Genomic DNA, 25,721 nt, shown 5'->3' with positions numbered 1-25,721 from the left:
CTAGCTGTCACATAGTTTAAGCTATTCGCTCGATTCCTTAAATGCTTTAATCTGTTGCAGATGGGGCGAGAGCTTTTTGAACTTATGACTCTGCTCTTCGTCCCAAATCACATCGTAATATGGCGCCAAGGCATCATGGCTAACCGTGTTGTCATGCACCTCATCATTTCGAGACAATACGACTAACGTACGTCCCTTATTCTTATTGCGAAACTCAGACACACATTTACCGGCTATATCTTTGTATTCTTCCGGCCGATCGATCTTCCCTTCCATCGTTACCTCGGGTTGAAGGTTGGGATTAATGATCACCGATTTTATTCCCGCCAGAAAACCGATCCGCTCAGACCAGTAACCGCCTAATCCCACACCACAAATCAGCGGATTAGGATCCCCCGCTTCTCGGACATCCCGCATCACCTCTTTCAGTAGATGGCTCATATCGTGCTTTGGATGCATGGTGCTATACGTCACGGCGCGTACATCAGGGTCAATAAATTTAAGCTGTAGCACTTTCTCGTGATTGCCAGGACTTGTCGAATCAAATCCATGTAGGTAAATAATCATTTTCTGCTCCCAATTTTGCGCCAGCTTTCTGAATATAGGCGAATAAATCGAATCTACGAATGCGCTGAGTCAAAAGATAAGTTAAGCAAAATTTTCCGAAATGATCGCCTGTACCTGCTGCCATCGCGGTGACGCGGTCAAATTTGCCCAGCTTGGCGCCGCAGACTTACGCATCTTCTGCAGACGTGGGGAGTAAGATGGTGCCAATTTCTGCACCGAATCTAACACCTCAACTGCAGCTTTTCGATCATTGCAAACCAACAACATATCACAACCAGCAGCTAAAGCCGCTGCGGTACGCTCATGATAGTCGCCCATAACACTGGCGCCTTCCATCGTCAGGTCGTCAGAGAAAATAACACCGTCAAAATCGAGTTCGCCGCGCAGCACTGTTTGCAACCAATAAGGTGAAAAGCCTGCTGGCAGTGCATCAAGATCCGGATATATCACATGGGCTGGCATAATCGCATCTAGCTTGTGATCCGCAGATAAGCGACTAAACACGGTCATATCATAGTCGCGGATCATCGCACTTGGGCGCTCATCAACCGGCACTGCCACATGGCTATCTGCAGCCACCGAACCATGACCAGGAAAGTGCTTACCGGTGCTTTTCATACCCGCTTGATGCATACCGTCAATAAACGCCGATGCCAGCGAAGCCACTTGTGCAGGTTGACTATGGAAAGCGCGATCACCAATCACTTCACTGATGCCATTCAAATCAAGCACAGGTGCAAAACTAATATCGATATCAACCGCCAATAACTCTGAGGCCATCAACCAGCCAAAATGCGTAGCCCAGGATGACGCCGTTGCCATATCACCATCACACGCTGCAAAGATTTTTGCCATTGCTGGAATATGGGTAAATCCGTCGCGAAAGCGCTGTACTCGGCCTCCTTCATGATCAACGGCGATCAGCAGTTCTGGTCGAACGCTACGGATCTCGGCCACTAACCTGGTGATCTGTTCTCGGCTTTGGAAGTTACGACTAAAGAAAATCAATCCACCAACGGCGGGATGAAGTAAGAGCGCTTTCTCTTCCGCGCTCAACACTGTTCCTTCCAAGTCAATCATCACAGGCCCCATAGGCAAACCTTGCGACATTACTATTCCTCCCGATGCAACTCAGTTAAATCATTAATTAGCTCACTAAGTTTGTCATCTAAGTGTGTCTGTTGTTGTTTTGTCATTGATGTGGAGATATCAACGATCATCTGCGCGTAAAAACGCCGGTTCTTTTCGATAGCGGCAAGATACTCGCCCCCTCGGATCTCATCGAGCTGTAACAAAAGATGTTCAGCACTCTGCTGAAACTGCGCTGGCTGATTGCGCTTCGCTAACGTTTGTTCAAGCTCATCCACCCAACGGTAGCGATATGCGATCCAGAGATCAAAACTGCTCGTTCGGGTCTCACTCCACTCTTTAATTCGCAGGATTTGGCCGTCAGTTAATGACCCTAGCCAATCTTCCAGTCCCTCTTCCATCCCCTCACGCCACTCTTGCTGACGTTCCTCGAGGGTCTGCTCATCATGTTCGGCCTTTATTTCGTCTAGCTCTTCGCGCACAGTTGCAACTAACTGTCTGGCCTGTTCGTCACTTAAGCTCTGGCCAAACTCAACCAAGGGGGGAAACATCACTTCTATCAGTTGATACCAGTGCGCCCGCGCCTTCTTAGTGAAGCCAACGACCTCATCGATGGTGAGTTCAGATTTTAGTGCAGAACGGAGCGACTCAAGATCTGCCGCATACAGAGGCAGCTGCTCTTGCCGGTGCCAACTCAATACCTGAGCGAGAGAGCGGTCAACGAATGCCTCTTGCTCGCTATCCAGCGTTATATAGTCGTCAATCGTCCAAGGCACTATCCAGTCCAAATAGTTATAAACCATTTTAGTGCTACAGGCTGTCAGCGTTCCGATAACAAGCAGCATGAAAAACGTGCGTGTTATCCAACGCCATCGCGGCCGAGATAGATTATTCACGATTGACTAATACTCCATAGCTGATCACTTTTTCCACCTGTAACACTTGATTGATACCAGATTGTGACAACACGACACGACTGTTCAGCAAATTGCGGTAAAACTGGGACAACTGCGATGCCAGTGGCGAAGGTGCTTGTTTCGCTTCGGCGCTAACCCAGTTGATTAACCAGTTAATACGTTCGACAGGCGCCTGAGCGATCAGTTCTTTCAACTCATTTAAGGCGCCTTTCTCGCCCTGCTGCCACCTAGCGTACAAAGCAGAAAAAGCCTGCAACTGAGAGTATTCCTCCGATTGAATGAAGTTTTGCAACGCCAACGGCGCATTTTGCAATAACGTCAATACATTGAAATCAACATTGAGCTGGTGTTGTTGTAGCCAATCGGTTGCCTGCTCGGGTGATGCCGATAGCGGGTAATGTTGGCAACGACTAATAATGGTCGGCAATAACCGGCTCGAAACTGCCGTAGTCATTATGATAAACGTACCGGCGGGCGGCTCTTCAAGGGTCTTCAACAACGCATTCGCGGCGTTACTGTTCATTGCTTCTGCGCCAACAATCACAATGACTCGCCGACCCGACTGGTGAGTGGCTTGAGCGGTCACTCGCGTCAGTTCCCGAATCGCATCAACAGTGATCGTGCCCTTGTCATTGGCGGTAAGAAAAAGGTAATCAGGATGGTTTCCTGCGTCTTTCAATTGGCAGCTTTTACACTGGCCACAGGCGCGAAGATGCCCCAACTCTGTTGGTTGGGGTTGAACACAGATAAGCAGAGAAGCGAGATCATCGGCTAAGGTTCGCTTGCCAATACCGGCAACGCCAGTCAACAGCACCGCCGCAGGTAAACGATTGGCTGCAACACTTTGAGCTAACGTACCGTAGGCTGACCGCAGCCAAGGCATCTGCAATGCACTTAGCACTTGCTGAGCCACGGTAAAACCTCTTCGGCGAGCAGATCATTTATTTGTTGCGTCACTTGCGGTATGGCAACCCCAGCGTCAACGGTTCTAATACTTGGGTCTTGCTTGGCCAGGGTCAAGTAGCGCTCTCGTGTTCTCACGAAAAAGTCGAGCGCTTCCAGCTCAATACGATCTAATTCGCCCCGCCCTCGAGCCCTAGCTAAGCCTACTTCAGGATCTATATCCATGTAGAGCGTTAAGTCCGGTTTAAAGTCACCAAGCACTGCATGTTTTATTGCCTGGATCTGACCATCGTCAATCCCGCGACCACCGCCTTGATACGCGCGACTCGACAAGTCATGGCGATCGCCCAATACCCATTTCCCAGCGGCTAACGCGGGTTCAATAACCGTTTTGACCAACTGTGCGCGACTGGCATACATCAAGAGCAACTCAGTTTCCGGAGCGACCGGTTCATCCAGGGTCGGAGATTTCACGATATTACGTAGTTGCTCCGCCAACGGCGTACCACCTGGCTCTCTCGTTGTTAAGATATCGCGCACGCCGTGGGAAGCCAGAAACTCCGTCACCGCAGTGACAGCTGTGCTCTTGCCGGCACCTTCGAGCCCTTCGATAACAATAAATTTACCCGGGACTGTTACTTCACTCATTATCATTTTCCAAGAATATATTTTCTGACCGCTTGATTATGCTCTTTCAAGGTACGGGAGAAATAGTGACGCCCGCCACCGCTGGCGACAAAATAGAGGTAATCCGATTTTTCCGGTTTCACGGCTGCCATCAGCGAGTTAACTCCCGGCATCGCAATAGGCGTAGGCGGTAAAGCAGGGATCACATAGGTGTTATATGCGGTCTTTTGACGCAAATGAACCCGTTTAATATCCCCTTGATAGCTGTCCCCTAAGCCGTATATAACGGTCGGATCCGTTTGTAAGCGCATGCCTAACCTAAGGCGATTTTCGAATACGGAGGATATCCGAGGGCGTTCGTCATCAACGCCGGTCTCCTTTTCAATGATCGAGGCCATAATTAACACCTCATACTCACTTTTTAGCGGGATATCAGGATCTCGCTGCTGCCAAGCGAACTCAAGTTGGGCTTTCATTGCATCGTGGGCGCGCTGCAACAGTTCCAGATCAGTGCTGCCCTGAGTATAAAAATAGGTATCAGGATAGAGCCATCCTTCGACAGATGGCGACTCAATGGCTAACGCCTCTTTCACTTGCGCATCACTTAACTCACCCAGTGTGCGTTTTAAGCCTGGGGCTTCCAGTAGCTTCAGTCGCCAATCACGAAAACGTTCACCTTCTACAAAGGTCAATTGATACTGAAATTCAGCACCGCCACTGAGTAAAGCCAAACTTTCCCTGAGCGTAGCATTGGGCTGAATTTGAAAGGTACCGACCTTGATCGCTACAAGTTCAGGATAGACACGACCAACCAGCCGGCTTTGCCAGGCTCCGCGGATCCAACCTTGCTGCTGCCACTCATCCAATACTTTACGGTAATGACTGCCGCTAGCAACAGCATAAATGACCGGTTCATTGACAAAAAGCGGTTGATTTAAATAGCTATCAACACGAGCAAAGACTATTGCCACGGCGACAATACCCAGCATGGCTAAGCCAATGACAAACACACTAAAACGTTTCCAAAAACTCATCTATTTCCTTCCATGATGATCGCTTGCAGCCTTCGGCTAAAGGCAAAATCTTGCATCACTCGGCCATCAAATAGTCTGACAGGAACAACTTGTTGTACGCTGTTCGTTATCCAAATTTCATCTGCAGAACGCAATGCATCTAACGTACCTTTGACGACATTGAACGGGATATTTTCTGCGCTAAGCGTGTCCAACACAACTTGGCTCATCACCCCTGCAACCCCGGAACCGCAAAGATCGCATGTATATACAAGCTCATCTTTACGCCAAAATATATTGGCAGCATTTGTCTCTATTACATCGCCGTTAACATTGCAAAATACGGCATCATCAACGCCTAACGCCAACACCTCTTGCCTACCTAATACTTGCTCAAGGCGGTTAAGTGTTTTCAAACCAGCCAGCGCTGGACTAACACCCAGCTTAAATTTTGCGACACCTAAACTTATTCCATTCTGCTGCCATGCATCTACATGTGCAGGGACAGCGAACTGGCTGACAATCACAGAGGGCAGGTTACATCCTTGCGGGCTATAACCACGGCCACCGCTGCCTCGCGTAATAACCACCTTAATCACCGATGATGGCTGTGCTGATGCGGTCGCAAAAACGTCACGTTCTAAGCGATGCCAATCAATACCGGAAATATATAAACGCTGCGCACTGGTTTGCAATCGCGCCAAGTGGTGATCCCACCATTGAGCATGGCCGTCGGTAACCAACATAGTGGTAAAGAAACCATCGCCATACTGAAGGCCGCGATCGTTAACATCAATTTGAGATGAGGCTACGCCATTAATGAGGTGCAAAAGTGTTATCACAGATAATAAAAAAGCCTGATGCCATAAGGTATCAGGCTTTTTTATTCAGCAACAGTTTCCGTAACTTAGATTTTCTTCAAAAGCACGGATCCGTTGGTACCACCAAAACCGAATGAATTGCTTAGTGCATATTCTGCGTCCGTTTCTTGGGCGGTATGCGCACAATAATTCAGATCACAACCTTCGGCGGGGTTATCAAGGTTAATGGTGGGAGGAATAATCCCCTTCTCCAATACCAGTGCTGTGATGATGGTTTCAATCGCACCCGCAGCGCCTAGCAAGTGGCCTGTCATCGACTTAGTTGAACTGACCTTCAGGTCATAGGCATGTTCACCAAAGACTGACTTAACCGCAGCTGTTTCAGCAATATCACCTGCTGGTGTTGATGTACCATGAGCATTGATATAACCGACTTTGTCGTAATCAATACCAGAATCATTCAGCGCATTTACCATTGCCGCTGCGGCACCGCTGCCGTCTGCTGGTGGTGAAGTCATGTGATAAGCATCGCCGCTCATACCAAAACCAACCACTTCTGCGTACATCTTCGCTCCGCGAGCCTTCGCTGATTCATACTCTTCAAGTACGATCATGCCAGCACCATCTCCGAGCACAAAACCATCACGATCTTTGTCCCACGGGCGGCTTGCTTGCTGTGGTTCATCATTTCTAGTTGAAAGCGCCTTCGCAGCGGCAAAACCACCCAAGCCAAGTGGCGTACAAGCGGCCTCAGCACCACCAGCCAGCATGGCGTCAGCATCACCGTAGCAGATCATACGTGCAGCATGGCCGATATTGTGCACACCTGAGGTACAGGCGGTGACAATAGAAATATTCGGGCCTTTCAAACCGTATTTGATTGAAAGGTGTCCAGCTACCATGTTGATAATGGTCGAAGGTACAAAGAAAGGTGAAATCTTGCGAGGACCGCCAGCCAGCAGAGCTTCATGGCTCTTTTCGATGAGACCTAGCCCACCAATACCCGAACCAATCGCTGCGCCTACACGCGCTGCGTTTTCGTCTGTAATCTCCAATTTGGCATCTTCAATTGCCTGAATACCAGCGGCAATACCATATTGAATGAACAGATCCATCTTGCGAGCATCTTTCTTCGACATATAGTCTTCAACATTGAAGTCTTTTACCTGCCCAGCAAAGCGCGTGGAAAAAGCTTCAACATCAAACCCCTCAACAGGACCGATACCGCTTTTACCCGCTACCAGAGCCTGCCAGGACTCTTCAACGCTGTTACCAACAGGGGAAAGCATCCCCATGCCAGTGATTACTACACGACGTTTAGACACGTTCTGCCTCCATAAGGAGTTAACCCTACAAAAAACAAAGGCGGCTTAAGCGCCGCCTTCCTGAAATCTTTTTGATTAGTCCTGGTGAGACTGGACGTAATCGATAGCTGATTGAACAGTTGTGATCTTTTCAGCTTCTTCGTCAGGAATCTCAGTATCAAATTCCTCTTCAAGAGCCATCACCAACTCAACTGTATCCAGCGAGTCTGCACCGAGGTCATCAACAAAAGAAGCTTCGTTTTTCACTTCTTCTTCTTTAACACCCAGTTGCTCGATGATGATTTTTTTTACGCGTTCTTCAAGAGTGCTCATTTTCTATATTTTCCTTTATGAACAAATAACGCTTTCGCGAATTTTTGCCTAGTGTATTCGATAGGCCAAAAGATTCAAGCTATTGGCTAAAGAACTCAAAGTGGTCAAACCACGATTTTAGCGTTATTTATGAAAATTGCAGAACAAAATGTGTTCTTTGGTTAAACCATATACATGCCGCCATTTACGTGCAGCGTTTCGCCCGTAATATAGCCAGCCATATCAGATGCCAAAAAGACCACCGCTGAGGCAATTTCTTCTGGGCTTCCAAGACGTTCCATTGGTACCTGAGACAAAATAGCGCCGCGCTGACCTTCGTCAAGAGCATGTGTCATATCAGTTTCAATAAATCCGGGCGCGATCGCATTCACGGTGATTCCGCGACTGGCAACTTCCCGAGCCAAAGATTTAGTAAAACCGATCAAACCCGCTTTTGCTGCCGAGTAATTCACCTGGCCAGCGTTGCCCATAGTACCAACCACAGATCCGATATTGACGATACGACCGCCACGTTTCTTCATCATGGTACGAATGACTGCCTTACTCAGGCGAAACAGTGAGGTCAGGTTAGTATCGATCACTGACTCCCACTCATCTTCTTTCATTCGCATGAACAGATTATCTTTGGTGATGCCAGCGTTGTTAATTAACAGATCAACACCACCATGAGATTCTTTGATATCGGCAAACAATGTGTCAACCGACGCCTGCTCAGTGACATTTAGTACCTTGCCTGCACCATGTTCACCAAGATATTCAGCAATGGCGTTGGCGCCATTTTCACTGGTTGCTGTACCGATAACAAAAGCCCCCTGCTCTACCAGTTTCAGGGCAATTGATTTACCGATGCCACGGCTAGCGCCGGTGACCAAAGCAACTTTACCTTCCAGGCTCAAGTTCAATGACATGTTTTTTAATTCCTCAAATTATTTGGTCAGCGCGTTTTCAAGGCTGGCAAAGTCATTGACAGCAACACAAGTTGCAGAACGGTCAATACGCTTAATCAAGCCTGAAAGTACCTTACCCGGTCCTACTTCAACGAATTCAGTCACACCACCGGCGACCATTGATTGCACGGATTCAGTCCAACGCACAGGCTTATGTAACTGCCTAACCAACGCATCACGAATTTCAGCGGCGTCAGTGGCCTGAGCCACATCAACATTATTAACAACCGGTACAACAGGTGTTGCAAGCTCTACGGAATCCAACGATGTTGCCAGCTGTTCCGCTGCGGGCTTCATCAATGCACAGTGCGAAGGAACGCTAACCGGAAGCGGTAACGCTCGTTTGGCACCAGCTTCTTTACAAAGTTCATTTGCACGTGCCACAGCTGCAGCGGAGCCTGCAATTACAACCTGACCAGGGGAGTTAAAGTTCACTGCCGACACCACTTCATTCTCAGCGGCTTTCTCACAAGCAGAGATAATCTCTTCATCGCTCAGGCCGATGATGGCAGACATAGCACCTTCACCCGCAGGTACCGCCTGCTGCATGAACTTGCCCCGTTGCTCAACCAACTTAATCGCATCGACGAAAGACAACACTCCCGCACAAACCAAAGCGGAGTATTCGCCCAAGCTGTGACCGGCCATCACACTCGGCATTTCACCACCTTGGCTCTGCCAAAGGCGGAATAGCGCGACAGAACTAGCCAACAACGCTGGCTGCGTGCGGTCAGTTTGGTTCAAGTCTTCTACCGGGCCTTCAGATACCAGCTTCCACAAGTCATATCCCAGTACAGCTGATGCTTCAGCGAACGTGGCCTGAACGACCTCATTGTTCGCCAGATCAGCCAACATGCCAACGGTTTGAGAACCCTGACCAGGAAATACAAATGCAAACTTATTGCTCATAATCTTTTCACCTAACTACCATTCACATCAATGAATAATGGGTTTAATAACGAACCAGTGCCGCGCCCCAGGCAAAACCACCGCCAAAGGCTTCCAATAGCAGAAGTTCGCCGCGCTTAATCCGACCATCTCTGATGGCTTCATCGAGCGCGACAGGTACAGATGCCGCAGATGTATTCCCGGTGTTGTGTAGATTAACCACCACCTGATCCATCGACATCTTCAATTTTTTGGCTGTTGCCTGAATAATTCGCAGGTTGGCTTGGTGAGGAACCAACCAATCTAACTCCTGCTTATCCAGGTTATTGGCTTTGAGTGTTTGTTCAACCACTTCACTTAGCTTAGTGACGGCTACTTTAAACACCTCATTGCCCTTCATGAATAGCCAATCATGCTCCTTTTGCCCAGGCCGCATATTGCGGACTTTCAGCAAATCTCCATAACGGCCATCGGCGTTGATGTGAGTAGACAAGATACCCGGCTCTTCACTAGCAGTCAGAACCGCAGCCCCCGCACCGTCACCGAATAAGATGATGGTTCCGCGATCTTCCGGGTCGGTCATGCGGCTAAGGACATCAGCACCAATCACCAAGATATTCTTTGCTTGGCCTGTGCGGATAAATTGATCTGCCACGCTCAATACATAGCTAAATCCAGCACAGGCCGCCGCCACATCAAATGCAGGCATAGGTGGCGCGTTTAGGATCCGCTGTATTTCACATGCGGCCGACGGGAAGGCGTGTTCTGCACTTGTCGTTGCGCAGATAATCATATCGAGTTGATCAGCCGTTAACCCTGCAGCTTCAAGCGCATTTTTGGCTGCTTCTGCACCCATGGTTGCGACAGTTTCATCAGGGCCGGCGATACGACGTTCGATAATACCTGTTCGTTCAACGATCCATTGATGAGTGGTATCTACCATCTCTTCAAGATCGGCATTGGTACGAACAAGCTCAGGCAGGTGACTGCCTGTTCCAGAAATTTTGCTGTACATCATATTAACAATGTTTATCCAGCAGAGCGGCTTCGAGTTGATCTTTGATGCGCTTAGGCACCTGACGTTCCATTTCCACGATTGCTTCATCTATCGCGTGCTGAAACGCCTTAAGATCGGCGTTACCGTGGCTCTTGACCACGATGCCGCGCAATCCTAACAGACTTGCGCCATTGTACTGGTCGGGGTTCATCCCTTTTAACATCCGAGAAAGCGTCGGTAAAACAAAAGGTAGCAGAAATTTTAGCCAACCTTTAGGTTTGAAGCGACGCTTAAACTCTTTGATGATGAACTGGCTTAACCCTTCACAGGTTTTTAAACAAACATTACCGACAAAACCGTCACAAACCACAACATCGACGTTACCAGTAAAAATGTCCCGGCCTTCTATATAGCCAACAAAATGGATATCGTCACTGTCTAACAGTAATTGTGCTGTCTGTTTAATCTGATCATTACCCTTGGTTTCCTCTTCACCGATATTCAGCAAAGCGATTTTAGGGCGTTCAATTTGTTCAACTTGTTGCGCTAATACATGCCCCATCAAAGCAAATTGAAACAGTGTTTCACTATCGCAATTAATGTTCGCGCCCAAATCGAGCATATGTACCCGCTTGCCAACTTCGGTTGGCAAAGCAGCAATCAATGCGGGACGCTCAATACCAGGCAGAGTCTTTAAGACAAATTTGGCCATCGACATCAACGCGCCGGTATTTCCCGCGCTAACGCAAGCATCAGCGTGACCATCAGCCACCGCGTTTAGCGCCAGACGCATAGAAGACTGCCGCCGATTACGCAGCGCGAATGACGGTTTATCACCCATGCTAACAACGTCATCAGCATGATGAATAGAGATACGATCAGTGAGAGTTGCGGGTAATGACTTATCTAATAAGGGCGTGAGTTCTTGTTCGAGGCCGAACAACTGGATCTTAAGATGGGGGTGAGAATGCAATGCCTGCAAAGCTGCAGGCACTGTAATAGAGGGGCCATGGTCGCCCCCCATGGCATCTAACGCTAGGGTTAGATGTGACAAAATAGGCCTTCGGTATTAACCGACAACCTTTTGACCACGGTAGAAACCGTCAGCTGTCACGTGATGACGACGGTGAGTTTCACCTGAAGTCGCATCTACAGACAAAGTTGGTCCAGTCAGGCTGTCGTGGGCACGACGCATGTTACGCTTGGAACGAGATTTACGAACTTTTTGTACGGCCATCTGCCCTACTCCTCAGTTAATCACTTTTTAACGAATTCAGTATAGCGAAGGGGTTTGGACGCTCATCAGCAGGCTCTATTTCACCAAACACCATGGTTTTCGAAGACTGAGGACAATCCGCATCGTCATGCATAGGCACAATCGGTACAGCTAACATCAGTTCATCTTCAACCAGAGTGTGCAGTTCAACTTCACCATTTTCATCAAGTTCAACTGGCTCATAAGCATCAGGCAGTTCATCCACATTCACTTTCGCCGTTATCGGGCAAAACTGCGAATGAACTTCAAACTCCTGTTCAAAGGTTTCGTTACAACGCTGACATGTGAGTGTCAGGCTAGCTTTAATGGACGCATCCACTACTGCCAGGCCTTGCGCGTCTATCCCGCATTTAAGCGCCACAGAAACCGGCGCCAACAACGGAGCCATTTCACTGAGCCGACTAAAACGTACTGCGTCTATTTCTCCATCATACGAGGTTCGCTTTTGCGAATTTCGTATGGGATCTAGACGTACGGGTAACTTCACCTTTCGCATAGGGCGCGAATGATAATGACCTAATACCCCAGAGTCAAAGGAAAATGAGGTTTTAAGTAGAAGAATAATCGGGCGTATACTAGGCGGTAACAGTGATCAGCGTAAAAAAGAAACTATGAAAACCTTAGTACTCGGCTCAACTTCCCCTTTTAGAAAAGCGATATTAGAGAAATTATCCGTCCCTTTCACCTGCGCATCGCCAGATATTGACGAATCAGCTCAGGATGGGGAAGCCCCGACAGCACTGGTCGAACGCCTCGCTGAAGAGAAAGCAGCGGCGGTATCGTCACTGTTTGACGATGCATTAATTATCGGCTCAGACCAAGTGGCTGTGATCGATAATCAGATCCTTGGCAAACCTGGCACTCATGAGAATGCAGTGAAACAACTGCAACAAGCCAGCGGTAAAGAGGTGACTTTTTACACCGGGTTAGCGGTCTACGAATCAGCCACCGGCGTCTGTATCTCGATAGTAGAGCCCTTTGTGGTTAGATTTCGCCACCTCAGCATCGCTGAGATAGAGAACTACCTTCGGGTAGAAAAGCCCTACAACTGTGCTGGCAGCTTTAAAAGTGAAGCGCTGGGGATCACCCTGTTTGACTCTCTCAGTGGCAAAGATCCCAATACTTTGGTTGGCCTGCCGCTGATTTCACTGACATCGATATTGAAAGAGTTTGGTGTCGATCTGCTGGCAGAAGCGGCAAAACAACATTAACTAGTTAACTGATTCACTCGCCCTTCTACAACTATCATCACCAAGGGCGAGTGCTACCTACCTGCCTGCCATCTACACTGGCCAATGCCAGCGACGGTAAAGGAAATGCATCACCCAAAGCGGACCTATCAACAAAAACTGTAGATCCTTAAAAAACGAGGGTTTCTTACCTTCAATTTCGTGACCAATAAATTGAAAGATCCAAGCGATCACAAAAACGATCGCGGCACTATAAAACAGGGGAAACTCCACCCACGTCTGATAACCCAACAACGCTGCGCACATCAATAACGTCATCACTAGCATGCCGATCGCGAGGGATAGGGATAATCGCCAATAGAACACAAACACTGGCAACATCGCTAATGAGCCCCAGTTCAACCAAGGCAACAGAGCGCCATCCCAAGGTACAGGGATCGACCATAACATTGCTAACACAGTAAAATAGATGGTAGGCACAGCGACCCAGTGAATCGCCTTATTGGTTGGGTTTTTATGGCTCACGCCGTATTCATTTAGCCACTGCTTCAAAGATTTAGACATGATAGCTCGCCTTTTTATTATTGTTTTTTTGGCCAAGCTTAACAGGCTCTGCTCATATTTCCAGCAGAGGTCTAATCAGTGCGGCTATCGAAATGGAATGGTAAAACCGCGTTAATCAATCTTAATCAGGTTAACCGCTTTGATATGGGCGTATAGAGAGAGCCCCGCCACCAGCTTTAGTTGGCGCAATGCGCGTCTGGACAACGAGATAAGCAATGACTGCGCCGACGGTGTCGCCCCAAGGCAAACCTTCACGAGTGCTTCTGCTCCCCCCTGCTCCGAGATCTCCAGCACGGTCACCGGCACACAGTTCTGAATACTCGATTGCGCTAGTGGCCGCAATGCCAACACAACTTCATTGGCGGGAATACGGAGAGTGACCGTCTCACCCAATACCTCCTCAGGCAGCGGAGCCGTCAGCCAATACGCGGCAGGTCCATCATCATGTAAACGCAATCGCATCAGTTGATCGTGAGGATCGTAGGATTTTGCCGTGGCAAATAGCACTGCCCCTTGATGCTGCTTATCAAGGTAACGACTATATTCTGGCGTAGAAAACAGAACGAGTGGATCCCCTTTCGCTACCACCTTGCCGTGGTCGATCATCACCACTTGATCACAAGCGGCGCAGATCTCTTCAGTGGAATGGCTGACATACAGCATCGGCAAAGACCACTCACAGGCGATGCGGCGAAGTAAAGGTAATAGCTGACGACGGGTTGCCACATCGAGCGCAGACATAGGTTCATCGAGTAACAGTAACTTAGGTGTTTGCAACAGGCCACGGGCAAGAGCAACCCGCTGCTGCTGCCCTCCTGAAAGTTGTCGTGGGTATTTGTCTGTCCAATTCAGTATTCCCAACTCACCAAGCAGATCAAACTCTTGCTCTGGGGTTAGGCAACCCCGTTTAGCTGCCAGCTGCAGATTACCGCCGACCGTTAGATGAGGAAACAGACGACTGTCCTGAAACACAAAGCCGATGTGACGCTGTTCACTCGCTAACTGCTCTTCGGCACTAAGCAACACCCTATCAGCGAGGGAGATGCAGCCTTTCGCTGTTGACTCTAATCCAGCAAGCAGCCGCAGTAAGGTCGTTTTCCCTGCCCCTGACGCGCCCACCAGCCCAGTAATACCCGACAGTTCAGTATTAAGGTGATAAGCACTATGCCAGTCACCACGTTGCAGACTTACCGCCATATTCAACTGCATGGTAATAACCTCTGCTGACGCCGTTTCATCAAGCCATAAACCAGTACCAATACGGCGATACTAAATATCAGCAATAGCCCAGCCAAACGATGAGCGGCATTAAAATCCAACATCTCGACATGATCGAACAGCGCGATCGATAACACGCGGGTTTCACCCGCAATATTGCCGCCAATCATCAACACCACACCAAACTCACCCACGGTATGGGCAAAACCCAGCACGGCCGCAATCACAAAACTGGGCAGAGTCAAGGGTACAACAATACGAAAAAATCGCTCTGTCCCACCCATCCCCATGGTGGCCGCCGCTTCTAAATAGTCCTTACCTAAATTGCTAAAAGCCGCCTGCAGCGGCTGCACAACAAACGGCAATGAATAGATGATGGAAGCGAACCACAATCCGGTAAAGCTGAACACCAACGGGCTGCCAAACCACTGCAACCACAGCGCACCGAAACCGTTAACCGGCGAAAACGCCCATAACAGATAGAAACCTAATACGGTCGGCGGCAACACCAGTGGCAGGGCCACTACCGCCTCAACACAACTGGCGATAAATGAACGTTTGCGCGCCAGCCACCAGGCCAACATAGGGCCGATTAGCATCAAGGTCACCGTCGTCAGTAATGCCAGCTTCAGGGTTAATATGACCGCTTGCCAGTCCGCCGCGCTCATAGCACAACGTCCGTAGCCAAATAGCCCATTTTTAGCACCTCTCGCTGCCCCTGACTTAGTAGATAATTAACAAATGCATTGGTCTGCTCAGGATATTGACTGCGCTTTAATACCACCCCTTGTTGCACAATTGGCGTGTACCACTCAACCGGTAGCTTTATCGCCTGACTCGGCTGATCAATCACCTGTGAATAAGCAACGAAACCGCCGGCGACATTACCTGTTGCGATAAATTGATAGGCTTGAGAGACACTATTGCCAACGGCGGGAGGTATCGTTGACGACCAGTGCAGATGTCGCACAACTTCTGCAGCTGCAGCACCATAAGGGGCTGTATTGGGGTTTGCCATTGCCACCCGCGCGCGCCAACTGGCAACGGTATCCAAGCTCAGTTTTTCGCACGTTGGGCACCAGAACGCCAAAGCGCCACGTACGTAGGTGAATGGCTTGCCCAAGGCAAGTTGCTGCTCATATAAAGCGGCAGGTCGTACAGTATCGGCAGACAAAAAGAGGTCGAAAGGTGCACCGTGGACGATCTGTTGATAGAGCACACCACTGGAGGCAACACTGATCTCTATCTTAGTTCCGGTTTCAGTTTCATAATTAGCCACAACTTGCTGCAAGGTGGCATTAAAGTTGGCAGCCACGGCTACCCGAATAACGATGGTTTCAGCAACAACGGAGCCATTAATTAACCACAAAAATATCAACAATATGCGCATCTACGCCCCCTGAAATAACCAACACAGAGAAAAATTACGCCATTACAATTCGGGTCCGAAGCACTCGTTATAACTTTGACATTCGCCACAGCTAGGCGCGCGACACACATAATCTCCTTCCCCCTGGCATAGACAACGGTAGAAGTACTTCTTCCAACGCATATCTTCGGTGTTATTTGCTGCCAATTGCGGGAAGTTATGCTCTAGCAGATAACGTAGCTGTTCTCGGCTAGTCATTCCTAATGCTCGCCATAGATGCGCCTTATCAAGACAAGCGCTAGCCACAACCAAGGCGATCACCTCCGCACCAGGGATCGCTTCATCGGCATGTGCCAGCAGTAATTGAGCCAACTGATTCCGCTCTTCTAGGCGCGAATTGTGCAACGAATTAAGCAGCTCAGACCGCGCCCGCAGCATAGGCCATTCGTTTTCTCGCCACCTTTGGTCTAACGCCAATAGGCGCTTATCGACTTGGGTTCTTAATACGTCCCGATAAGCAGCCATCGCCATACCTAAGCCATACGGTAGGCCACTCTTTCCCGTTAGCTGCGCCTTAATAATTTGATTGATAAAATCGCGGTTCGCTTGCGACCAGGCATTAGCTTGTGCCCACGCCCAATTCTTATCGTCTTTTACCTGCGCTTGGTGGTGTTGGGAAAGCAGGCTACCCCAAGAGAATGAGAAAGCTATCGTATTGGCGGTCATAAGCGCGCTCTCCTTTTTGACAAGGCGACGACTTTACGTTCATCAGGCAACCCAGTTAGGCTACCGGGCGGATTCAGCGCTCGTCCCTCAGCATTAACGATGGCCGTTTCAACCGGACAGATACTGGCGCATTGCGGATCAGCGTGGTGCCCGACACATTCATTACAACGATGCGGTAAAATTGAGTACTGCTTAGGCCCTACCGTTATCGCTTTTTGTGGGCAAACCAGCTTACACGCATTGCAGCCGATACAACTTGCAGTGATTTCGAAAGCCATTAGCACACCTCCCCAATCTCACTGCTCACCGTCCCCTGTGTTGAATTTTCACAGAACCGTTGCCATTCAATTGCCAACACCTCATCAATAGCCTGCATTGCATAATCGGTAGATGGGGTGACACCATGCTGCTCTAAAGATTGCCAAGGCCCCATTCCAATACGGGAGCACAACACCTGATCACACCCCTCAAGGCTACTGATCAAAGTGGACATACGCTGCTGTTGGTTAAGGGATTCATCATCACACTCGGTGCTACCCAAACAGTATTGATCGACATCGCGATCTGGCTGCCTGACGATGCCCGCCTGAGTCAGTTGATAGACTTGAAAATGCGTAGCATGGCCGAAATGCTGATCAATCAGCACGCCGCTCTGGCTGGCCACGGCAATATATCGCTCTGCCGCCGGCAAAGCGCTAGTGCCACACGCGCTAGACCCGTCATCATCAAGGTCCGCATGACAATCTTGCCCCAGCTTACCTACGGCATCAGCGCGGCACTGCTGACAATGGCTCATCTGCTCCATCGACTGCCCCGCCGCTTCACGAGCCGCGGCAATCTCAGATTCAGTCGGGCTTCGCTGCCCCATTAAACCAAAGTAAGTACCGTGTTCCGCTTCTGCGATCAGCGGCATAACGTTATGCAACATAGCGCCTAGTCGTTTCACCTCTTGCGCGACTGCCGCAACGTGATGATCATTGATCCCCGGGATCAGTACGGTGTTGATCTTCACCAACATGCCGAGGTCCGCCGCCGCCTTTAAACCAGCCAGCTGACGGTCAATCAGCGTTTGTGCCGCAACACGACCACGTAAACGTTTATGGTTAAAATAGACCCAGGGATAGATCTTGCTGCCTATATCAGCGTCGATACAGTTAATAGTGATGGTTAGGTGGTCTACACCCACCGCCTTTAGGTCATCAACGTGATCAAGCAGATTTAAGCCATTGGTTGAGACACACAGGTGCAGCTCATGTTTTAGCGCTGCCACCGCTTTCAAGGTAGCTATGGTCGACTTTGGATTAGCCAACGGATCACCAGGCCCAGCGATCCCAACGACACGGGTTTCTGGGATCCGCATCTTCACTTTTTGATAGCGAGCCACCGCTTCCGCTGGTGACATCAGTTTTGAGACAACGCCCGGACGAGACTCATTACTGCAATCAAACTTACGATTACAGTAATTACATTGAATGTTACAGGCGGGCGCTACCGGGAGGTGAATACGCGCGTACTGGTGTGCCTGTTTTGAATAACAAGGGTGCGTTTCAATCTTCGCTTGTTGAGTTGCTAGCAGCTCGCCCATCTGAGTCCTCCACATACATCCTGGTGACTAGGTCACCCATCCGTTTCAGTCAATTCACTTACATAAGCTAATGCAAAGGACCCGCCAACACGTTAATAGTTATTTTTCAATAAGTTAAGAAATGACTCGAGAGTGATGTACCTCACAAACATCACATTTGTGAGGTACCTGACATTAGAGTTGTCGCATTCTGATATTCATCGTTTGTATTCGGTAAGCGATCTGTCTTGGAGTCATATCCAGCAAGCGCGCGGCTTTCGCTTGCACCCAACCCGCCTGCTCCAATGCAGCAACCACCCGCTCACGTTCATCTATTTCAGGATCTTCCAGGTCCGTTTTAGCTAAAGTGGCAGTCAAGTTAGGCGCAGAAGAAGAGAGTTTCATCGGCGCATCAACGCCGCCAAGCATGATCAAATCCTGATCGATACTGCCCTCTTCACTCATGATGGACGCCCGTTCCAGCATATTTTCCAGCTCACGGACATTACCTGGCCAGTGATATCCCATCATGGTACGGATCGCGCCATCGGTCACCGACAGCTCACGGTTTTGTACCTTGGACAGTTTTTCAATAAGAAACTTGGTCAACTCCGGCAGATCTTCAATACGCTCCCGTAGCGGTGGCGGGTAGATAGGCATCACGTTGAGTCGATAATAAAGATCTTCCCGGAATCGTTCGGCACGCACCTCATCTTCAAGATTACGGTTAGTTGCCGCAACAATACGCACATCAACCTTTAACGTTTGCGTACCGCCAACCCGTTCAAACTCTCCCTCCTGCAGGATCCGCAAAAGCTTGGCCTGAAACGCTGCTGATATCTCCCCCACTTCATCAAGAAACAGGGTGCCGCCATCGGCCATCTCAAATCGACCTTTACGCTGCTTTACCGCCCCGGTAAACGCCCCCTTCTCATGACCAAACAGTTCCGATTCCAACAGGTTGTCTGGCAGTGCAGCGCAGTTCAACTTAACGAAAGGCCCGTTTGCTCGTGGCGAGTTATAATGAATGGCATTAGCGATCAACTCCTTACCTGTGCCTGACTCACCCCGCACCAATACGGTACTGTCCCATTTCGATACCAGGCGCACCTGCTCAAATATCTTGCGCATTGAACGGGTATGGCCAACCATATTGTCGAAGCTGTAATTGCCGCGCACTTTGCGCCGCAAACGATCACGCTCAGCGACCAGGTTGTCATTCTGCTCGGCGACATTTTTTGCCAATAGCACATTTTTACCGATCAGCGTGGCGATCATCTCTACCAGTCGTGTGAAATGCTCCAACAATTCGGTACTGGCGAGTTCTGGCTGCGCGGCTAATACCCCATGTACCGTGCCGTCACGCTGCTTCAACGGCACAGCAATAAACGGTTTATCAAGCGCATACAGTGCTAGCTTATCGGCAAATCGCAGATCATCAGATACCCTGGCCAGCACAATCGGTTGCCCCTGACTCACGACACTACCAATGATCCCTTCACCAGCGCGATATCGCACTGTGCCAGTCTGTTGATTGGCGTCTTGTTCCGGTGAATGCAAAGCGTCGATCACCAGCATTTCCCTTTCGCTGTCCAGTAACGCCAACATGCCATGGCTTAACAGCGCGTCATCGTGAAGCACCTGCAATACCTGACTTACCGTCTGCGTATAGTCGAGGCTATTGCCTAATAGGCTGCTAACTTTGTACAGCGCAGAAAGATGCTTTTCCGCAATTTTTTCCGGTCGAGTTAATAGCGTATCCATGGCTAACTCCTGTCTCTTTCACGTCGCGGTAAACTGATAACGGCTCGGCAGCCCCCTAAAGGACTGCGCTGCAGTAACGTGGAGCCACAATGCTCATTCATCACCTGTTGTACTATGCTCAAACCCACGCCACGGGCGCCGTTTGAAGCAACAGGTTTGGTACTATAAAAGGGTTGAAACGCTTTGATTTTGTTGGCTTGTGGCACACCCGGACCACTATCATCAATCAGCACCACCACGGACTCATCGTCCATATAGGTTTGGATTTCGATCTCCCGGCTTTGCGGCTTACCAAACTCGATAGCGTCGATGGCATTGTCCAGCAGCTGCTTAATCGCCACACGTAACCGGCTCGGTTGGCCATTAATTGAAGGCAGCGTAGCGGTCAACTTGAGCTGCATCGGAATCGAAGTTTTTAACAGTCGCTGGGTACTCAACGCCGCCACATCATGTACCAGCTGATTAATATTTACCGGCTGCTGCGCCTCTTGTGGTCTATCCGGCAATGCATCACGCAGCTGGTCAACGGCATCCGCGCCAGATTTGAGCGCCATCTCCATCGCTTCTAACCCCGGACATTTACCGGAACGGCCAGTAAGCACGGTGACTGCCGCCTCAATCATATTGATCGGCCCCTGCATCTGGTGGATAGCAGCGTGTAACGTCTCCTGCATTACATGCATCATTTCCGACTCAGCCGTCATCCTCTGCAGTTCTGACACCCGTTGCTGCTCCTGATGCCGCTTCTCTTTGGTGTGTTCGCTGATGGTCAACACCAGATAATCGCTGGCGGTGGGCGCAAAGTAATCATCCACGCCACTGTCTGCCGCAGAGAACCCCGACAACTTGCAGTAGAACCAGCGCTCGCCCCGTGACTGCTTTAACTCCAGGCTCAGGCTGTGTCCTTCAACAAAGCGCCTTGTACGCAGCTGCTCGGTGGCATTTTCACCCAGTTCCTCTTTCAATTTGGCGATGATCTGTTTCGCCGGCTCTTGTTGAAAATCGGCTGCCAACGCTTTGTAACTTAAGTTATCGAGCACAACCTGTTGGTTTTCATCAAGTAGGGCAATGGCCACTGGCGCGGCATTGAGCACAGCCTCAACCAAGGTTTTTTGATTGATCAGCTTGGTGGTCAATTCGTGGGTTTCGGTGACATCCCGGTGGATCCCCAGAAAGTGGGTAGTTTCACCTTCACCATCGGTCAAGGGCGTTACGATCACATCGGCCAAATAGCGTTCACCATTTTTGCGCCGATTAATTAACCGTCCCTGCCAGCTGCGCCCTTTCTTTAATTGATTCCACAACCCTTGATAAACCTCTGCTGGGGTTGTGCGGTAACTGAGAATGGAATGGTTTAACCCTTTGACCTCCTGCAATCCATAGCCAGTGGTCTGACAAAACCAGGGATTTACGTAAAGAATATTGGCATCCGTATCGGTGATGGAAATCGCCATCGGCGCCTGTTCTACGGTTTGAATGAATTGGCTTACGGCTGTTTCGCTGCCCACTTCGCCATTAAAAAACGGAGTCATATCTATCACCGCACTTTCTTGCTGTTTACTCATCCTTTCCTCCACCACACATAAGTGCGAGGTCACCGACATCGCTCATGGTTATCCCTAACTGCAATCACCGTTCCCATCTCGGTGCCAAGGTATGCAAGGGCTTAGCTAAAAAAGCCTTTGTTTGATTTGTGACAAACCCACACAAATTAACCTTAAGGTTTGTCGCATTTAGTACGCCTATCGATGGGCCGTTCTATTCATATCCCCAGTTAACACCGCACCAGCAAAGGGAAAAACGCACTTTGATGATGCACGCCTCTGCAATGGCACAGCCCATGCAGAGGGGATAAGGAGCTGTCAGTAGGCCAAGCGATTGGTTTCAACGAACGCAGTAGGTGGTACCCAACGTTCCCCCTAATCCGGTTTTGGGTATCTCTGTGTTTTCTTCATCTAAACAGGAGCCCTGCTATGAGCGACTATTTCCTACTGCTGGTCGGTACAGCACTGGTCAACAATGTGGTGCTAGCTAAGTTTCTCGGCCTCTGCCCTTTTATGGGGGTATCCAACAAAATCGACAGCGCGCTAGGGATGGGATTGGCCACCACGTTTGTTCTCTGCCTCGCTGCAATATCAGCCTGGGTGATTGAACGCACCCTGTTGCAGCCCCTCGATTTAGGCGTGATGCGGATCCTGGCATTTATTCTGGTGATCGCAGCAGTGGTGCAGTTCACCGAGTTGTATATACAGAAGATGAGTCCCGCGCTTTACCAGTCCCTAGGGATCTTCCTTCCCCTAATTACCACCAACTGCGCCGTACTTGGCGTGGCACTACTAGTCGTTCAGGAGCAGATGTCGTTTACCGAAACTCTGGTCTATGGGCTTGGCTCTGCCCTCGGTTTCACTCTGGTGATTGTGCTGTTTGCTGGACTCAGGCAGCGACTGAAATTAGCGAAAGTACCCGCAGTATTCGAAGGGGCACCTATCGCTTTTATTACTGCAGGTCTGCTGTCGATGGCCTTTATGGGCTTCGCCGGCATGGTAAAGGCAAGCTAACAACAGCTTAAAGGAGTTAACCATGAGCCTTTTTACATTGATCATATCTGTTAGCTGTTTCATTGCCCTTGGCGCCCTGCTGGGTGCTCTGTTGGGTTGGGCATCACGGGCATTTAAAGTAGAAAGTGATTCCCGTGTAGATGACCTCGAAGCGTTATTACCTGGAGGTCAATGCGGCCAGTGCGGCGAGCCTGGATGTCGTCAGGCCGCAGAGGCCATGGTCGCTGGTGCGCTAGGACCTGACTGCTGCCCCCCCGGAGGCAATAGCCTGGCGGCCAGTATTGCCAAACTACTAGGCGTAGACCTCACCGCAAAAGGCGATGACACCCAGTGGGTAGCCTACATAGATGAAAGTCAGTGCTCTGGCTGTACCCGTTGTTTCAAAGCCTGTCCCTTTGACGCCATCGTCGGCGCTAGCAAACAGATGCACACCGTCATTAGCCAGGTCTGCACCGGTTGTCGCCTGTGCGAAAAAGCCTGTCCACAGGATTGCTTAACCATGCAACCAGTGACCCCCGCCATCCACACATGGCAATGGCCGAAACCCAACGTTGCCTAGGAGTGGCCCATGTTCTCATTCGATAAGCTAGGTTTTTCCCTGAGTCGCAAACCCTTTAGTGGTGGTATTCATCCCACTGGCTATAAAGAGCTGTCGCAGCACTCATCGATTACCACGATGCCCCACCCAAAGCAGGTGTTTCTCGGGCTACAACAGCGCAATGGCTCCATGCTGCATACCATCGTCAATGAAGGGGAAACCGTTTACAAAGGCCAGTTAGTAGCCAAGGGTGCCAGTGATATGAGTGTTCCCCTGCACTCCCCAGTCAATGGCGTAGTACGGGAAATTAAACCCCATGTCACCGCCCACCCCTCGGGGCTGAAAGGCGCAACCTTGGTGATTGATGCCAATGACGATCCGCGCTGGGGGATCCCCCATGAGCCATGCAATCCATTTGAACTATCACCTGAAACCATTATTCGACGGGTGCTAGCGGCCGGTGTGGTTGGGCTCGGTGGCGCAGGGTTCCCGACCGGTATCAAGCTCCGCCTCGCAGCACAGAATGGGGTTCACACGCTAGTCATTAACGGCGGTGAATGCGAGCCCTATCTAACCTGTGATGATCGTCTAATGCGCGAATACGCGCCTGAAATTGTTACCGGCGTAGAGCTGATGGTGAAAGCCATTGGCTGCAAGCAGGCCATCATCGCCATTGAGGACAATAAACCCGCGGCATTAGCGGCGCTCACCAGCGCCTGTAGCGAAGCAGAACAGGTCAGCATTAAGTCAGTACCTAGCCTCTACCCCATGGGTTCAGAACGCCATCTGATAAAAGCGGTCACAGGCAAAGCAGTACCCGCCGGACAGCTCAGTACCAGCATCGGTGTGCTGGTGCATAACGTCGCCACCGCGCGAGCCGTATTCCACGCCGTGCGCTATCAACGACCACTCATTGAACGGGTGATCACTGTTTCAGGAGGAGCCGTCGAACAGCCAGCCAATATTGTTGTGCCAATTGGCGCATTGGTATCACAAGTATTAGCTGCTTGTGGTGGCTTAAAAATGGAAGCCGCACGTCTGGTTGCCGGGGGGCCAATGATGGGGCAAGCGCTGCCATCGCCATTTGTTCCTATCGATAAAAGCATTGGCGGCTTACTGGCGCTATCCGAAGAGGAAGTCCGCCCTAAGCAAAGCCACGAGTGTGTGCGCTGTGGCCGCTGCGTCAATGCCTGCCCGATGGGGCTAATGCCATTTCAGATGTCCGCCCATAGCCGCGTATCAGACTTTGAGGGGGCCAAGGAGTTTGGCTTAGATCACTGCCTGCTCTGCGGAGCGTGTAGCTATGTTTGCCCATCGAATATCCCATTGGTGCAGTATTTCCAACACGCCCGCGGTGCACTCAATGCGCAACGCGCCATGACCAACAAATCTGGCCAAGCACGGCAATTAACCGAGGCGCGCCAACTGCGGCTAGCGAAAGAGGCGGCAGAGAAAAAAGCAGCGAAGGCAGCAAAAGCAGCCAAATCTCCACGGCGCAAACGTGCCCCCAGAGCCAGTAAAACCACAGGAGAATCATAATGGTGCAATTTGCAGCGGTTTCCGGTCCCCATAGTCACAGCAACCAAAGCACCACCAAGCTGATGTTTCTGGTGCTGTTCGCGCTCACGCCCGCTACGCTTTACGGATTCTATCTGTTCGGTTTGCCAGCATTTCAGGTGTGGTTAGTTTGCTGCGTTAGCGCAGTGATCTGTGAAGCAGTGTGCCTGCTTCCACAAAACAAACCTTGGCACAGTGCCGTCGACGGCTCAGCCATGCTCACTGGATGGCTGCTAGCGATGAGCTTGCCGCCATCAACACCTTGGTGGGTCGCGCTCAGCGGCTCTCTGTTCGCCATTATGGTAGGCAAGCAGATCTACGGTGGACTGGGGCAAAACCTGTTCAACCCTGCAATGCTGGCGCGGGTAATGCTACTGATCTGTTTCCCTGTCGAACTCACGTCATGGAATCAAACAGCGGCTCCACTGATGACTCCTGAAGGACTGGCGTTCACCGACAGCTGGCTTGGTAACGGTATTGATGGTGTCAGCGCCGCCACCCCCTTGGCTGCACACAGCAACATTGGGGTTTCAGCGAAGGCACTGCTGCTAGGTAATCATGCCGGTAGTTTGGGAGAAACCAGCGCAGTATTATTGGCTTGCGGTGGGCTATTTTTGTTATGGCGCCGTGTCATCAGTTGGCCTCTGCCTACAGCGTTAATACTTGGTCTGGCAGTTCCCGCCGCTATCGCCCATCTGGTTAACCCCAGCGAATATGCGTCTGCCCTCACCCATATTTGCTCTGGAGGCGCCATGCTGGCGGCCTTCTTTATCGCCACCGACATGGTCACTTCTCCCGCTAGTCCTAAAGGGCAATGGGTATTTGGCATAGGTTGCGGCCTGTTGATCTGGTTAATCCGCTGCTTTGGTAGTTACCCGGAAGGCGTCGCCTTTGCCGTACTTATCATGAATGCCACCACACCAATCATCGACCACTACCTGCGGCCGAAGATCTTTGGTACCCGCAGCCGCTTGAGTGTCTAGGAGGACCT

The 25,721-nt window shown here is 50.2% G+C and carries 29 protein-coding genes; 5 read left to right on the top strand and 24 right to left on the bottom strand.

Annotated features, from left to right (window positions below):
- Positions 1 to 21: 21 nt before the first annotated feature.
- From ycfP to yceD, 15 genes are all read right to left on the bottom strand, one after another.
- The gene (gene ycfP / locus DU002_RS00970; RefSeq protein ID WP_114336481.1) at positions 22 to 567 is read right to left on the bottom strand and encodes an alpha/beta hydrolase YcfP; all 546 of its coding nucleotides are present in this window, start codon (positions 565 to 567) and stop codon (positions 22 to 24) included.
- Positions 568 to 648: 81 nt separating this feature from the next.
- A complete protein-coding gene (gene nagZ / locus DU002_RS00965; protein ID WP_114336847.1) occupies positions 649 to 1,659 on the bottom strand; it encodes a beta-N-acetylhexosaminidase in 1,011 nt (336 codons plus the stop codon).
- Positions 1,660 to 1,679: 20 nt separating this feature from the next.
- Positions 1,680 to 2,501, bottom strand: coding sequence for a DUF6279 family lipoprotein (locus DU002_RS00960; RefSeq protein ID WP_114336480.1), 822 nt, complete (start codon positions 2,499 to 2,501; stop codon positions 1,680 to 1,682).
- Positions 2,502 to 2,544: 43 nt separating this feature from the next.
- Positions 2,545 to 3,486, bottom strand: a complete 942-nt coding sequence (locus DU002_RS00955; protein ID WP_114336479.1) for a DNA polymerase III subunit delta' — start codon at positions 3,484 to 3,486, stop codon at positions 2,545 to 2,547.
- Complete coding sequence (tmk, locus tag DU002_RS00950) at positions 3,468 to 4,124, bottom strand: dTMP kinase (RefSeq protein ID WP_114336478.1); 657 nt, start codon at positions 4,122 to 4,124, stop codon at positions 3,468 to 3,470. The genes DU002_RS00955 and tmk overlap by 19 nt, the downstream gene beginning before the upstream one ends.
- A gap of 2 nt (positions 4,125 to 4,126) precedes the next feature.
- Positions 4,127 to 5,137 carry an endolytic transglycosylase MltG gene (gene mltG, locus DU002_RS00945; RefSeq protein ID WP_114336477.1) on the bottom strand — a complete coding sequence of 337 codons (1,011 nt, stop codon included), beginning with the start codon at positions 5,135 to 5,137 and terminating at the stop codon, positions 4,127 to 4,129.
- On the bottom strand, positions 5,134 to 5,958 hold the full coding sequence (gene pabC / locus DU002_RS00940; protein ID WP_158537922.1) for an aminodeoxychorismate lyase: 825 nt from the start codon (positions 5,956 to 5,958) through the stop codon (positions 5,134 to 5,136). Before pabC ends, mltG begins: the two co-directional genes overlap by 4 nt.
- A 65-nt stretch (positions 5,959 to 6,023) precedes the next feature.
- Entirely contained in the window at positions 6,024 to 7,262 is a 1,239-nt protein-coding gene (gene fabF, locus DU002_RS00935; RefSeq protein WP_114336475.1) for a beta-ketoacyl-ACP synthase II, read from the bottom strand.
- 75 nt (positions 7,263 to 7,337) lie between these two features.
- Positions 7,338 to 7,574, bottom strand: a complete 237-nt coding sequence (acpP, locus tag DU002_RS00930; protein ID WP_114336474.1) for an acyl carrier protein — start codon at positions 7,572 to 7,574, stop codon at positions 7,338 to 7,340.
- Positions 7,575 to 7,735: 161 nt separating this feature from the next.
- Positions 7,736 to 8,482, bottom strand: coding sequence for a 3-oxoacyl-ACP reductase FabG (gene fabG, locus DU002_RS00925; RefSeq protein ID WP_114336473.1), 747 nt, complete (start codon positions 8,480 to 8,482; stop codon positions 7,736 to 7,738).
- 18 nt (positions 8,483 to 8,500) lie between these two features.
- Positions 8,501 to 9,430, bottom strand: coding sequence for an ACP S-malonyltransferase (gene fabD / locus DU002_RS00920; protein ID WP_114336472.1), 930 nt, complete (start codon positions 9,428 to 9,430; stop codon positions 8,501 to 8,503).
- Positions 9,431 to 9,473: 43 nt separating this feature from the next.
- A complete protein-coding gene (locus tag DU002_RS00915) occupies positions 9,474 to 10,424 on the bottom strand; it encodes a beta-ketoacyl-ACP synthase III (protein WP_114336846.1) in 951 nt (316 codons plus the stop codon).
- A 4-nt stretch (positions 10,425 to 10,428) separates the two neighbouring features.
- Complete coding sequence (gene plsX, locus DU002_RS00910) at positions 10,429 to 11,460, bottom strand: phosphate acyltransferase PlsX (protein ID WP_114336471.1); 1,032 nt, start codon at positions 11,458 to 11,460, stop codon at positions 10,429 to 10,431.
- Between the two features lie 15 nt (positions 11,461 to 11,475).
- A complete protein-coding gene (gene rpmF / locus DU002_RS00905) occupies positions 11,476 to 11,643 on the bottom strand; it encodes a 50S ribosomal protein L32 (RefSeq protein ID WP_114336470.1) in 168 nt (55 codons plus the stop codon).
- Between the two features lie 16 nt (positions 11,644 to 11,659).
- The gene (gene yceD, locus DU002_RS00900) at positions 11,660 to 12,169 is read right to left on the bottom strand and encodes a 23S rRNA accumulation protein YceD (RefSeq protein ID WP_199405133.1); all 510 of its coding nucleotides are present in this window, start codon (positions 12,167 to 12,169) and stop codon (positions 11,660 to 11,662) included.
- 124 nt (positions 12,170 to 12,293) lie between these two features.
- On the opposite strand from yceD, the gene DU002_RS00895 reads away from it, so the two are divergent.
- Positions 12,294 to 12,893, top strand: a complete 600-nt coding sequence (locus DU002_RS00895) for a Maf family protein (protein WP_114336468.1) — start codon at positions 12,294 to 12,296, stop codon at positions 12,891 to 12,893.
- A 72-nt stretch (positions 12,894 to 12,965) separates the two neighbouring features.
- On the opposite strand, the gene DU002_RS00890 is transcribed toward DU002_RS00895, so the two are convergent.
- From DU002_RS00890 to nifL, 9 genes are all read right to left on the bottom strand, one after another.
- On the bottom strand, positions 12,966 to 13,436 hold the full coding sequence (locus DU002_RS00890) for an Mpo1 family 2-hydroxy fatty acid dioxygenase (protein WP_114336467.1): 471 nt from the start codon (positions 13,434 to 13,436) through the stop codon (positions 12,966 to 12,968).
- A gap of 111 nt (positions 13,437 to 13,547) precedes the next feature.
- On the bottom strand, positions 13,548 to 14,645 hold the full coding sequence (modC, locus tag DU002_RS00885) for a molybdenum ABC transporter ATP-binding protein (protein WP_114336466.1): 1,098 nt from the start codon (positions 14,643 to 14,645) through the stop codon (positions 13,548 to 13,550).
- A complete protein-coding gene (gene modB, locus DU002_RS00880; protein WP_114336465.1) occupies positions 14,636 to 15,322 on the bottom strand; it encodes a molybdate ABC transporter permease subunit in 687 nt (228 codons plus the stop codon). The genes modC and modB overlap by 10 nt, the downstream gene beginning before the upstream one ends.
- Positions 15,319 to 16,044 carry a molybdate ABC transporter substrate-binding protein gene (modA, locus tag DU002_RS00875; protein WP_114336464.1) on the bottom strand — a complete coding sequence of 242 codons (726 nt, stop codon included), beginning with the start codon at positions 16,042 to 16,044 and terminating at the stop codon, positions 15,319 to 15,321. Before modA ends, modB begins: the two co-directional genes overlap by 4 nt.
- 42 nt (positions 16,045 to 16,086) lie before the next feature.
- Complete coding sequence (locus tag DU002_RS00870) at positions 16,087 to 16,749, bottom strand: nitrogen fixation protein NifQ (protein WP_114336463.1); 663 nt, start codon at positions 16,747 to 16,749, stop codon at positions 16,087 to 16,089.
- Positions 16,746 to 17,027 (bottom strand): 4Fe-4S dicluster domain-containing protein, encoded by a 282-nt coding sequence (locus DU002_RS00865; RefSeq protein WP_114336462.1) that lies wholly within the window; start codon positions 17,025 to 17,027, stop codon positions 16,746 to 16,748. Before DU002_RS00865 ends, DU002_RS00870 begins: the two co-directional genes overlap by 4 nt.
- Positions 17,027 to 18,334, bottom strand: coding sequence for a nitrogenase cofactor biosynthesis protein NifB (gene nifB, locus DU002_RS00860; RefSeq protein WP_158537921.1), 1,308 nt, complete (start codon positions 18,332 to 18,334; stop codon positions 17,027 to 17,029). Before nifB ends, DU002_RS00865 begins: the two co-directional genes overlap by 1 nt.
- Before the next feature lie 174 nt (positions 18,335 to 18,508).
- On the bottom strand, positions 18,509 to 20,077 hold the full coding sequence (gene nifA / locus DU002_RS00855) for a nif-specific transcriptional activator NifA (RefSeq protein ID WP_114336460.1): 1,569 nt from the start codon (positions 20,075 to 20,077) through the stop codon (positions 18,509 to 18,511).
- Positions 20,078 to 20,079: 2 nt separating this feature from the next.
- Complete coding sequence (gene nifL, locus DU002_RS00850) at positions 20,080 to 21,642, bottom strand: nitrogen fixation negative regulator NifL (protein WP_158537920.1); 1,563 nt, start codon at positions 21,640 to 21,642, stop codon at positions 20,080 to 20,082.
- A 408-nt stretch (positions 21,643 to 22,050) separates the two neighbouring features.
- On the opposite strand from nifL, the gene rsxA reads away from it, so the two are divergent.
- The 4 genes from rsxA to DU002_RS00830 are packed head-to-tail and all read left to right on the top strand — an operon-like array spanning position 22,051 to position 25,713.
- A complete protein-coding gene (gene rsxA / locus DU002_RS00845; RefSeq protein WP_114336458.1) occupies positions 22,051 to 22,635 on the top strand; it encodes an electron transport complex subunit RsxA in 585 nt (194 codons plus the stop codon).
- 22 nt (positions 22,636 to 22,657) lie between these two features.
- Positions 22,658 to 23,194: an RnfABCDGE type electron transport complex subunit B gene (locus DU002_RS00840; protein WP_114336457.1), complete on the top strand. Its 537-nt coding sequence runs from the start codon at positions 22,658 to 22,660 to the stop codon at positions 23,192 to 23,194.
- Positions 23,195 to 23,203: 9 nt separating this feature from the next.
- The gene (gene rsxC, locus DU002_RS00835) at positions 23,204 to 24,712 is read left to right on the top strand and encodes an electron transport complex subunit RsxC (RefSeq protein ID WP_114336456.1); all 1,509 of its coding nucleotides are present in this window, start codon (positions 23,204 to 23,206) and stop codon (positions 24,710 to 24,712) included.
- The gene (locus DU002_RS00830; RefSeq protein WP_114336455.1) at positions 24,712 to 25,713 is read left to right on the top strand and encodes an RnfABCDGE type electron transport complex subunit D; all 1,002 of its coding nucleotides are present in this window, start codon (positions 24,712 to 24,714) and stop codon (positions 25,711 to 25,713) included. Before rsxC ends, DU002_RS00830 begins: the two co-directional genes overlap by 1 nt.
- Positions 25,714 to 25,721: the final 8 nt, after the last annotated feature.

The organism is Corallincola holothuriorum (assembly GCF_003336225.1).
In the GTDB taxonomy this organism is placed as follows: domain Bacteria; phylum Pseudomonadota; class Gammaproteobacteria; order Enterobacterales; family Neiellaceae; genus Corallincola; species Corallincola holothuriorum.
Note: the sequence above shows the minus strand (reverse complement) of the source record. Positions and strands in the feature narration are given on the sequence as shown.